Annotated in this window: 11 protein-coding genes; 4 read left to right on the forward strand and 7 right to left on the reverse strand. The window is 36.4% G+C overall.

Annotation, left to right across the window (positions count from 1 at the left end; all coding sequences use genetic code 11):
• The 4 genes from D569_RS0120915 to D569_RS0120930 form a co-directional block, all read left to right on the forward strand.
• Nucleotides 1–465, forward strand: a 465-nt coding sequence (locus tag D569_RS0120915; RefSeq protein ID WP_018934392.1) for a DUF1672 family protein, incomplete at its 5' end; no start/stop codon positions are given.
• Nucleotides 452–823: a hypothetical protein gene (locus D569_RS0120920; protein ID WP_018934393.1), complete on the forward strand. Its 372-nt coding sequence runs from the start codon at nucleotides 452–454 to the stop codon at nucleotides 821–823. The genes D569_RS0120915 and D569_RS0120920, both read left to right, overlap by 14 nt.
• Before the next feature lie 194 nt (nucleotides 824–1,017).
• Entirely contained in the window at nucleotides 1,018–1,968 is a 951-nt protein-coding gene (locus D569_RS0120925) for a DUF1672 family protein (RefSeq protein ID WP_018934394.1), read from the forward strand.
• Between the two features lie 10 nt (nucleotides 1,969–1,978).
• Nucleotides 1,979–4,042: an SA1320 family protein gene (locus D569_RS0120930; protein WP_018934395.1), complete on the forward strand. Its 2,064-nt coding sequence runs from the start codon at nucleotides 1,979–1,981 to the stop codon at nucleotides 4,040–4,042.
• Nucleotides 4,043–4,122: 80 nt separating this feature from the next.
• Here D569_RS0120930 and manA read toward each other — a convergent pair whose 3' ends face one another.
• The 7 genes from manA to yycF form a co-directional block, all read right to left on the reverse strand.
• Nucleotides 4,123–5,082, reverse strand: coding sequence for a mannose-6-phosphate isomerase, class I (gene manA, locus D569_RS0120935; RefSeq protein WP_018934396.1), 960 nt, complete (start codon nucleotides 5,080–5,082; stop codon nucleotides 4,123–4,125).
• Nucleotides 5,083–5,405: 323 nt separating this feature from the next.
• Nucleotides 5,406–6,641, reverse strand: a complete 1,236-nt coding sequence (locus tag D569_RS0120940) for a S1C family serine protease (protein WP_018934397.1) — start codon at nucleotides 6,639–6,641, stop codon at nucleotides 5,406–5,408.
• A 21-nt stretch (nucleotides 6,642–6,662) separates the two neighbouring features.
• Nucleotides 6,663–7,460, reverse strand: coding sequence for an MBL fold metallo-hydrolase (locus tag D569_RS0120945; RefSeq protein WP_018934398.1), 798 nt, complete (start codon nucleotides 7,458–7,460; stop codon nucleotides 6,663–6,665).
• A gap of 1 nt (nucleotide 7,461) precedes the next feature.
• Nucleotides 7,462–8,400, reverse strand: a complete 939-nt coding sequence (locus tag D569_RS0120950; RefSeq protein ID WP_018934399.1) for a two-component system regulatory protein YycI — start codon at nucleotides 8,398–8,400, stop codon at nucleotides 7,462–7,464.
• Nucleotides 8,381–9,757, reverse strand: a complete 1,377-nt coding sequence (locus D569_RS0120955) for a YycH family regulatory protein (RefSeq protein ID WP_018934400.1) — start codon at nucleotides 9,755–9,757, stop codon at nucleotides 8,381–8,383. The genes D569_RS0120950 and D569_RS0120955 overlap by 20 nt, the downstream gene beginning before the upstream one ends.
• Nucleotides 9,754–11,604, reverse strand: a complete 1,851-nt coding sequence (walK, locus tag D569_RS0120960) for a cell wall metabolism sensor histidine kinase WalK (RefSeq protein ID WP_018934401.1) — start codon at nucleotides 11,602–11,604, stop codon at nucleotides 9,754–9,756. Before walK ends, D569_RS0120955 begins: the two co-directional genes overlap by 4 nt.
• A 6-nt stretch (nucleotides 11,605–11,610) precedes the next feature.
• Entirely contained in the window at nucleotides 11,611–12,315 is a 705-nt protein-coding gene (yycF, locus tag D569_RS0120965; protein WP_018934402.1) for a response regulator YycF, read from the reverse strand.
• Between the last annotated feature and the right edge of the window lie 62 nt (nucleotides 12,316–12,377).

Here is a 12,377-nt window from a genome sequence, read left to right on the forward strand (position 1 = left end):
ATGGAAAAAGAGTTTCAACATTTAACAGACTTAATTGAAGAAGTGAATCAAGAATATAACTTAACAGGACTAAATAAAGAAGCTATACCTGTTGGAGCAAATAGATTTAGTAATGAGTATTATTTTGTAACGATTTGGGATGATAAAGATTTCGAGGGAGCTTATCGGGAGTACTTAAAAAATTCCAATCGTTCAGGTAAGGAATGGGAAGAAACGATCCAACTTAATAAAATAGAGCCAGATGGAATCAGTATCGCGATTAATCTTTATATGGCAGAGAAAGATGTTGAACCTAATCAAGAAGCTTTTGATCATTTAATTGACAAGATTGAAGAAGCTGATAATATACCTAAGGGGCGATATGGAATAAGCCTTCATGATAATTATATTGATAAAAAAGTTGCATCTGGTAGTAAGGATAATACTTTAGAAAAGGGACATCCAAATTATATTGTTAAAGAATAAGGTGATTAAAAAGAATGATAAATATACTCAAGACAGTGATTTAGTACAATTAGCAGGTTATCATGCATATATTGAGTCTAGAGAAGAAGATCAATTAGAAGTCAATGGGACAGTATACAAAGTAATTAATATTAACTACGGACATTCTACAGGCCTCGACGCCATAACTGTACAAAACCTATCAACTCAGGAATTCACCATCGTCTACGTCGGCACCGACAAAGATCAACTCGAAGATTTGCTCACTGATGCTTATTTACTTGGCAGCACGGATGTACCACAATTAACAGCTGCTAAAAAGTACTATGAAGATATGGATAAACAGTATGGAATTGATTCACTATTGGAAATTTTTTAGGCGAAGCATTAACGGATGTTGTAGTTATCAAAAAGGCTCCCCCGAAATGCTATATATAGTTATAAATTACCATATAATCCATCTGTTAGCATAGATAAAACGAATCATTTCCAAAAATTTCATTATAAATAGTTGGTTTTACATATCATTATTCTTATAATGAAAATGCGTAAGCTTCGATGAGGAGGCGGAAAATGTTAAAAGTGAGAAAAAGTAGTTTAGTAGTCATCATGATTGTCAGTTTATTTATTTTAGGAGGATGTGGTGAAGTGCTAGAGAAATTTAATGATGCATCAGAAAACGAAACAAAAGATATAGATAATGGAGTAAACGGAAAAAATCCAGAAGTATTAATGCCTGTGCAAGAATACACAGGTGAAGAGTACACGTTAAGAAACGGAAAAGAAACAGATAAAATAGCAAATGAAAACCGCGAAATCATTGAAAATGCAGTGAAATGTTTCTTTGATGAAGAATATAACACAGAAGTCATCGTACATAACATAGTTGGCAATGTGGATGGTGCTACCGTATTTGTGGAATCAGTAGGAGAACCACACTTTTATACCTATGCCATTATTCCAATTAATAAACAAGAAGAAGAAATTCTAGTTGATCAAGTGTGGTCACAAGAAGGACAAATAGAAAATGCCATTATGGCTGGAATATATGGAATGGTGATGGAAAAAGAGTTTCAACATTTAACAGACTTAATTGAAGAAGTGAATCAAGAATATAACTTAACAGGACTAAATAAAGAAGCTATACCTGTTGGTGCAGATAAATTTTGTAATGAGTATTATTTTGTCGCCATAAGAAAGACAGAAAACTTCAAAGGGCTTTTGAATAAATATATGGAAAATCCCGATCGTACAAAAGAAGAATGGAACAGTCTGATGGATTGGGATGAAATTCAACCAGATGAAATACGAATAGCTATTGATCTTTATATGACTGAAAATGGAGTGGAGCCAAACCAAGAAGCTTTTGATTATCTAATTAATCTAATTGATAACGATGAGAGAATACCTAAAGGTTTGTACGGGATAAGCCTTCACGATAACTATATTGATAAAACAACTGCTACTGGAAATAAAGATAATAGTCTTAAAAGAGCTAATCCAAATGATATTATAAAAGAATAGGGTGATGATAGTGGTTGAGAAATATACTTCAGATAGTGATCTTGTGGAATTATCTGGTTATCATGCGTATATAGAACAACGTGAATTAAATCATATAAACATTAATGGTACTGAATATGAAGTGGTAAATACTAATTATAAAGATACTGCCGGTCTCGACGCCATAACTGTACAAAACCTATCCACTCAAGAATACACGATCGTTTACGTCGGCACCGATAAAGACCAACTCGAAGACTTGCTCACGGATGCTTATTTACTTAGCAGCACAGATGTACCACAATTAACAGCTGCTAAAAAGTACTATGAAAATATGGATAAACAGTATGGCATTGATTCCGTTACAGGCAATTCCTTAGGTGGGGCATTAGCCAATTCCATAGCGGTTGAGTATCCTAATGTTAGGTCTGTAACGTACAATCCGGCCTTATTACCTGGTCATTTAGTAGACACGGATAAGGATTATGACAACATTACCAACTATATCGGTCAATACGATGTATTAAATATGACATTAGATAGCTTAGGGCTCGGTGATCGTGTACCAGGGAAAAAACATGAAATTTATAATGGTATACCAGGTACTGCTGAGAGCAAATTTGGAACGATCGGAAGTAACCATACAGGTTATTTAAGAAATGATGAGGGAACGCAGTATTATGAAATCCGTCCAGATGGTGGTCCAGGATCTGGTCAAATTCATGTAAAAGCTGATGAGCACATTGTTACTAGCGCATGGACAGGGCAACCAATTTATGGAGATGGATCAACTAATATTCGAATTACACCAGAAGCATTACATACATTAGCCAATGGGCTACATGATTCTGTTTTTAATAGGTTGGAAAGAGCTTCAGAATATCTTAGCAATTCGAAAGAGATTATTGATGATGAAGCAGAAAGAAGGCACACAAGAATTAACATTCTCCAACGCAGGCTCCAACAGATTATTGAATCCCAAATTGGTGAAGATATGGAAATGATGGGGAATTCTATTCAAGCGAGTATTGATGATATGCATCGATTATTGGATCTAATTGAAGACAAAGGACAATCACTTAACTACTTATTAAATTCCCCGCCAGCTGAATTGATGGAATTTATCATGAACCGTCAAGTTGATGTATCTTCATTGGTGGATGAAGCAAGAAATTTTTTGAATCAATTAAGTAGTAATGTTGATGAATTAATGGATAACTCTCACCTTATTTTAACAAGCGTAGTTCCTAAGCTTTTTCATGTAGGAATGGAAAAATGGCATGACGCTGTAGTAAACGAATTACAGGAACATTTTAACATTTTGATGAATAATAACGATATATTGCTTACACAGATACAAACTTTTCAACAACAAATCGAAGACACCGCAGATACTTTCGAAAAAACTGATTTACAATTAGCAAATGCAATCCAAAATAAAATTTCCTACATTAAAGAGGTATTCATCTCCGTAAAAGCTAACACTGACAACTTAGAACCATCCCCGTACTTAGAAGCTAAACTGGATATTAAAGAAATACAATTGGACTTATCTTTTACCTATTTCTCAACGAAAATGAACAATCTTCTCACTCCTGTACTCGAAGGTATAAACGTCATACTCTTAGGTTTAGAAGTTACAATCGAAAGTTTATCTTTTGCCATTAAACAAGGAACCAATATATTTCTTCGCCAAAGTTTGCCAGGTATGATAGTAAGTACGTTTACCGACTTCGATGATAAAGTGAGAAATACAGTCAAGAATACTTTAGAGCCTATCGATACCCTTGCCTCAAGGATTAATGGAGTAAGGGATGGCGTTAGAAGATTGAATAGCAATATCCCTACTATTATAAACAGGTTTCGTCCCTATTTAGAAAATGCTTTGTTTAATAATGAACGTTTTTTTGATGTTTATTTATATAATAACTCAGCAATCGCACTTATAAGAGAACTGGACTTAGTTTTCCAAGATATTAACAGCCAATTAGCAAACCATCATGCCAAAACCATTCTAGAGTTATTATTATATGGCAGACATATTAGTGTAAATATTAATCAATTACAGGAACAAGTAGAACGCGCAGCAAATTAACATATAAACATAACAGCCCTCATCAGAGTTATTCTCAGATGAGGGCTTGTCGATTTAATTTGCTCTATAGAATTTATTGATCAAGTCGTATGCGAAACAATAAACGTTGCATTACCAGCTAATTTATATTGCTGAATCGTAGCCGGAATAATAAAGTGATCACCTTTTTTAATATCGTATGTTTGGTTACCTGTCGTAATAGTAGCTTCTCCCTCTACCATACTAACTTGCACAAAGTCTGCCGTTCTTTCCAGCTCTGCTTCGCCATGTAAATCCCAATGATAAACCGTGAAATACTTTTCTTCTACTAGCTTTTTCTCCGTTAATCCTTGTTTATCCACAACTTCTTGGATTAATTGCGGTGTTTCATGTGGAACACTCGTTACTTCTTTCGCTTCTTTTAAATGTAATTCTCTTGTATTACCGGCTGCATCTGTCCGATCATAGTCATAAACGCGATAGGTAATATCAGAGCTTTGCTGTGTTTCTAAAATAACGATTCCTTTACCAATGGCATGGATCGTTCCACTTGGTACATAGACGAAATCGCCTGCTTTTACTTTAACACGGCGTAATAAATCATCCCACTTGCCCTCATCAATCAGCTTTTCTAATTCTTCTCTTGTTTGAGCATGGTGACCGATGATTAATTCGGCATCTTCTTCTGCACTTAATACGTACCAGCATTCAGTTTTACCATATGCTTCATTCGCTACTTCTCTTGCATATTGATCATCAGGGTGAACTTGAACAGAAAGGTTGTCGTTTGCATCCAAAATTTTGATTAACAGTGGATAAGCTTCCTGGTTATCCACAGGCTTGTTAAATAATTCGCCATGCTGATTCCATGCATCTAAAAGTGTTTGATCTTTTAAAGGGCCATTGATAATTTTACTTGGTCCATTCTCATGAGCAGATATTGCCCATGCCTCACCAGTTTGTTCGTAAGGAATCGTGTAATGAAACTCTGTATGTAACTTCTGACCGCCCCATATTCGTTCCTGAAAAATCGGTTGAAGGAAAATTGGTTCTTGATACATAAATAGACTCTCCCCTATCATTTCTATAAGTTCGTACTTCCTAAAAGATACTATCTTATCCATCTAAAATCAATCTATATCCTGTTATTTATCCACAATTTTGTTCACAATGTACGAATTTTATCACTTATTCACATCTGAACAGCCATACAAACAGTTTATCCACAAAATTATTAACATACTCACAATTTTCTTGTATATATCGTATAAGAATTTATGTTCTACACCATATATGGACATTTATCCAGAATTATATCCACAGTATGTGAATAACCTACAAAAAATGTGGATAAAAACTGTTGAAAGTTCTTATCCACATCTGTTTAATACGATAATGACGTCAGTTCTACCGTTGTTTCCAGCTCTTCTCCATCACGATAGTAGGTAATCGTTAATTGATCCCCGACTGATTTTTCCGAATAGAGGTGTTTGCGTAAATCTACAATATCCTGAATCGGCTCTCCATCAAGTTCGGTAATCACATCGTATGATTCTAAGTCACCATGATCAGCTGGAGACATTGGTTCCACACTACGAATATAGATACCACCTTCGACATGATCAGGCAGATTCAAGCTGCGTTCCCATTCAACTCTTGCGATATCATTTAACGAGTATGCTTCCACGCCTAAGTAAGCTCTCATGATTTCTCCATTTTGTTCTAACTCTTCAATGACGGGAATCACATCATCTACTGGAATCGCAAAGCCGATCCCTTCGACTGCAGATTCTGCAATTTTCATCGAGTTAATACCAATTAGCTGCCCTTCCATATTTAGCAAAGCTCCACCGCTATTACCAGGGTTAATGGCAGCATCTGTTTGGATAACTTCCGCTTGCCAATCTGCCCTTCCATCCATATTGAAATCTTGTGGAATCGCTCGTTGTTTTCCACTAATGATACCTTGTGTAACAGAACCAGACAAATGCAAGCCTAATGGATTACCAATGGCAATCGCTGGTTCTCCGACATGGACATCTTCTGATCGGCCGATTTCAATGACTTTTTCTGCATAGTTAGCATCCATCTCAATCACAGCTAAATCGGTATACAAATCACTTCCAACAAGGGTAGCTTCTACTTGTGTTTCATCTGGTAAGACGATTTCTACTTGACTGGACCCTTGAATCACATGATGATTGGTAACAATAAATGCGGAGTCATTTTCAATTTTATAAATCACACCAGAGCCTGTTCCTGCTTCACCGGAATCTTCCTGTTGCCAAAAATCAGTCTGATCTTGCACATTAATGACACCTACAACAGCTGGTGATACTTCCCCTACTATTTCGGAGATTCTGGTGGAGATGTCCACCTGCACATTGCGAATGTCTGAAGGCTCAATATTATCTCCTGCACGATTGTCTGTTTGATGTTGATTGGATGTTGTCTCATCACTGATCATGATTTGATATGGTAAAAGATTATTTTGGACTAACGATGGCAATAAGACAGCAAACAGAAAAGCACCTAAAACCAAGCCAATAACAAAAGGTGTCAGCCAATTTCTTTTCTTTGGTGGTTTCTTCGATATGTAATGGTCATCATAATAGCCCATTACTTCACCTTCTTTCTTGATTTAAACTACTTCATAAATAGGTGTCGGTGATTTCGGATCAGTATCATGAAGTGTTACGTGATCCCCCACCGTAAAACCATATTCATTTAAACCATTCTCTACTGACATTCTCGCTAAATCCTTCATATTATTATCTTTGCTTAAATGTGCTAAATAAATACGTTTAGTTTCATTATCAATAATATCTTTTAGAGCTACAGCACAGTCCTCATTAGAAACATGACCACTGTCTCCTAAAATTCGCCTTTTCACACTCCATGGATAACGACCCATTCGTAGCATTTCCACATCATGATTTGCTTCAAAAATCAGCGCATCTGCTCCTTGTACGGTTTTCTTTATTCGTTCTGAGACATAGCCAAGATCCGTTACAAGTGCTACTTTTTTGCCATTATGGTGGAAGGTGTAAAACATTGGTTCTGCTGCATCATGGGACACAGCGAAAGATTCTACATCTATATCACCAAAGGTTTTAGTCTCTTCCATTTTGAATACAAATTTCTGATCGAGTTCAATTTTACCAATAGCACTGTCCATCGCTTTCCATGTCTTTTCATTGGCGTAAATCGGTAAATCATACTTTCTAGCAAAGATTCCTAGCCCTTTAATATGATCACTATGTTCATGCGTTACTAATATTTTGGAAAGACTGTTGGGATCCACATTGATCTCTGAGAATAAGCGAGTCATTTCTTTTCCACTTAAGCCTGCATCCACTAATATTTTCTCTTTTTCTGTTCCGATATAAAAAGCATTCCCCGTACTGCCAGATGCTAGTACACTAAAATGTAACGTCATCTTACTCCACTCCATTTGTTGTTTCTTCTTGAATTTCTAAAAGTTGTTCTAGTAATAACTCTATATCTTCTTCTTCCCATTCTTCATCTGTAACTTCAAATTCCGCTGTACTACCCTCTGCGAAGTAGTCACTAATTTGGGTCTTCATTTCTTGGATAAAATCTTCATCATTTCTAGAAGTTAAATGGCCTTCAATGGCATTCACATAATAATGGCGTTCTCCATTTACTTCAAATTCCCAAGTAGGTGCAAGTAATTGCACACCGTTTGGTAAAGGCAATAAGTTATGATAACCTAATTCCACTTCAGCTGTGATTTCATCTCCAGACCTAATAAAACCGTTTCTGAGATACAATCCGGTTAAAGCATCCATAGGTGAATTTATTTCCTCTGGTTCTTGTTGGTCCTCTGCTTTTTCCAGTATCGTTTGAACATACCTTGTCACTTCTTCCTTGTCATTAACTTGTACCAAGAGTACGCCACTAGGATTGAAATAAATCGGGCGGTCTATCTCCTGAAAGAAAATATAGGTATTAGAAGCTTCATCTTTATCAAAGTATCGGTATTGATTAAAGTTCCATATATTTTCTGCCAAAGCTTCCACGTCTTCCTCAACATTAACCGCTAAAGGCTTATCAAATTCAGATATTATTAAATGTCTATCAATAATAACGCTTGTCTGATTCGGAAGCTCTTCAATTTCGGTTAACTCTGTATCGGAAAACTCTTTTCGTTCTGCATATAACATAGCTTCTTCAGCAGGAGACTCTTCTGGTAAATTATTAATTCCATTGACATTATTTCGAACATCGTCCTCCATTGAAACATTATCAATAGGTTCAAAATTGGTATTAGAATAAGTAATAAAGTGATGTAACAGGAAAATATCAAGGATAAGAAAACAAAGAATGAACAGCGTTTTAATTTGGCCCCATTGCATTTGTCTCTCCTCCTTGGGTAACAGCATTAGCTTCCGTTGTTATATACTCCCAACCTGCATAAGTTTGAATACACCATGTTGGAATAAAATCAAAAACTTGTCCTTGTTGTTCCATTCGATACCCTAGTTGAATATCAATTATCTGATTAAATGAAATACGATTTGTTTGGTGAAGATAGTCATACAATTCTTGGCCAGACATTAAATCAGTCTGTCCCCGGTCATATGGTTTCGTTAATTGTACTAAAGGTCGAACATATTGATATTCATCTAGATTCTTGTACATAACCGACATCATTGACAATCCTTCATTTCCCCTTGAAAATACCGGGTAATTTTCGAGCACCATTCGGTAATCAACCTTATTCGAGACTTCACTTAAGTTAAACAAGCGGTATTGAATTCCTTGACCAGTAAGCCATCCCTTATGTGAATTGATATATTCTATCGAACTGGAGATCAAGAAATCACCTGTATTTGCTGTTCTTTCAAACGAAGACTCCTGTTCTTCTTGCTGGTTTTCTGATGGATAAAAGTTCGTATATTCCATGGCATAACCGTTAAGAACGACCTCCCGCTGATTATCACCTAATACTTGGTTTCCCTCTGCATTTCGTGTATTGACAATCGTAGATGGTCTACGGAAAAAGATCGTTCGAAAATTCGTCGTTTCCGGATCAATGGTCTCATAACGGAATTGTTTCCCTGCAATATTGACCTCGCCCTCCGTTATATATACGGAACTGTTATTTGCAAGCTCTACTTCCAGGAACGGAATCAGGTCATAAACCAATGAAAGACGATTGTAATATTCCACAACCTGGGTCAAGTTTTGCACACTTGCCCGAATACTAATACCATCTTGTTCCCGATTTTTAAATATGACCTGTTGACTGGATTGATTTTCATCAGCATAGATATAAACACGCTTAAATTTGCTATCATATAACATACTATCATCTGTTGTAAAAACTTCATTGATCAATGAAGCTGGGATCGAAGTAGGGAAAATAAGCTCTATCACGTGAGATGATTCATCTATTTCAATATCCTCATCTTCTGGAATAATATCAAAATCATACAACGCCCATTGTGATATATCTTGAAACACTTCTAATTCATCTTGACTATCACTGAATCCTAATAGAGCATTACCATCATGCATAACAATTTGTGATGGCTGTACTAAATTTTTCTTGGTTTCTTCTTCCCCATTTAACTCTGCATCTGTTGCAGAACTACTGCTAGATGATTCATAGTCCCCTTGATAAGTCCATATACCGAACGTTAATAATAGGCTTAATGAAACTAAGAAAACGAGTAATATCGTTTTTACGAGCTCAAAATCTATTCTCATTTTTTACTACCTCGCTTTCTTTTCGTGAGCGGTAGCGTAAAATATATGGTAGTTCCTTTTCCTTCTTTACTGGAAGCCCAAATTTGCCCATGGTGTGCTTCAATTATTTCCTTGGAAATAGCAAGCCCTAAGCCAGTTCCGCCTAATTCTCTTGAACGTGCCTTATCAACACGGTAAAAACGTTCAAAAATCTTGTCGACTTTTTCTCTGGCAATCCCTAACCCCTGATCACTAATACTAATTCGCAGACGATGAGGTTCCTTAACCACCTGGAAGGTTATTTTTCCACCTTCTGGAGAATACTTGATCGCATTAGACATAATATTATCTGTTACTTGGGTAATTTTATCTTGGTCTACCCAAACAAAAATACGCTCATCAGGAATTTTACGCTCAAAATGTATTAATTCTGTCTTATTCATTTCGAACCGGTCCAAAATATGGTGGAATACCGGAATAATGTCAATTCTCTTCTTGTACATGGCACTTTCTTTATGATCCATCTTAGACAATTGCAATAAATCATTAACTAAACGAATCATTCGTTCCGTCTCATTTTGGGTAACTTGTAAGAATCGTGGTGCTAGTTCTTTGTCTTCCCATGCACCACCATCTGTTAATGCTTCTAGATAACTTCTCATCGTTGTTAACGGTGTTCGTAATTCGTGTGACACATTGGAGACAAATTCCTTACGTTCTCTGTCTACTTTCTCCTGTTCAGTTACATCACTAATCACCGTGATTAATCCCATAAAGTTGCCATCTTCATCTTGTACAATCGAAAAGTTTGCTTTAATTAAAAAGAGTTGTTCTTCATCACTAAAGTCGACTGTTAAAGAACCTACTTCTTCTAATTCCTTTACATCCACTACTTTATCTTCAATCTGCAATATCTCCGAAATAGGCTGGCCCTTAGCTTCATGTAAAGACACACCAATTAAGTGTGTGGCAGGGTCATTCATTAACGTTATGTTCCCTTTCTCATCGGTCGCGATAACTCCATCCGACATATTGGAAAGTACAGAGCTTAATTTTCGCCGCTCTTCTTCTGTCGTTTGATTTGCGAGTTTTAATCGGTCATTCATATCATTAAAGGTAGTTGCTAATTGGCCAATCTCATCCTGACCATAGACATTTACTTTCTTCGAGAAATCCCCTCTGGCCATTCCCATTGCTTGTTTCCGCATTTCCGTAATAGGCTTAGTAATCGTTCTTGCTACTAGAACTCCTATGATAATCGATACGATAATGGCGAGTATCGTCCCATTTAAGAAAATTTCATTTATCTCCTGTAATTGTTCATAGACTTCCTCTACGGAAGCTTCGGAATAAATAACACCAACCGCTACATCGCCATCCATAATCGGTAATGTGCGAACATATACGCGATCTGATGTTCCTTCTTTTCTTTTGATTTCACCATTGTCTGATTGCCCATGCACTAAGGCAAGACGAATATCACTGTTTCCGGAGATTTTTTTCCCGACCATATCAAATTTGTTGGAACCTAAAACGCGGAATTGTGAATCAATCACTTGCAGTTCAGTGAAAATTTCGCTAGAGTATCTATTCGAATAACCGCCATATCGGGCTGTGATATCTTGAACGTCTTCTTGTAATGTTCGTCCTTCTCCATCATCTGATCGCTCTTCACGAAAAGCTTCCACTAAATTAGTTTCCAATACCTGTAGTCGATCTTCCACGTTTTCTTTGTGACTTTTTAAAAGACTACTCTCTAATTGTTGGCCAAAATACGTACCAATCACCTGAATTGCCAATAATAGAAATAAACTAAGTATGACAATAATTTTTAACCGAATCGATTGAAAAAAACTCACTTTATTCATGCAACATTACCCCTGTTCAGGATTTCGCAAATAATATCCGACACCTCTTCTTGTTACGATCCACAATGGATTACTCGGATTATCTTCAATTTTCTCTCTCAGCCTTCTTACTGTTACATCGACCGTTCTTACATCACCATAATAGTCATAACCCCAGACAGTCTCTAATAAATGCTCTCTCGTCATTACTTGACCAATATGACGAGCAAGATAATGGAGTAACTCAAATTCTCGATGTGTAAGCTCTATATATTCGCCATCTCTTGTAACCGTATATGCATCCGGATGTATCACCAAGGAACCGATCGCAATATCTTTCGATTCGTTTTTTTGGTTGGCAGGTTCCACTTCCAGGCGCCTTAGATTAGCCTTCACCCTAGCAATTAACTCTCTGTTACTGAAAGGTTTCGTTACATAATCATCTGCTCCAAGTTCAAGGCCAAGCACTTTATCAATCTCTGCATCTTTTGCAGTAAGCATGATAATTGGCATACTATGGGTTTTTCTTACTTCCCGACATACTTCATTACCATCTTTTTTCGGTAACATAATATCGAGCAATATTAAATCAGGATCCTCATTGGTCGCAAGTTCGATTGCTTCTTCTCCATCATAGGCACACAATACTTCATAGCCTTCTTTTTCTAAGTTGAATTTTAATATATCTGCAATTGGCTTTTCGTCATCTACTACTAATATTTTTTGACTCATAAAAAGCACGTCCTTTTTTCATTAAATTTTTCCTTACGTTCTATTCTAACCGATATTAACAA

Source organism: Gracilibacillus lacisalsi DSM 19029, from assembly GCF_000377765.1.
Taxonomy (GTDB): domain Bacteria; phylum Bacillota; class Bacilli; order Bacillales; family Amphibacillaceae; genus Gracilibacillus; species Gracilibacillus lacisalsi.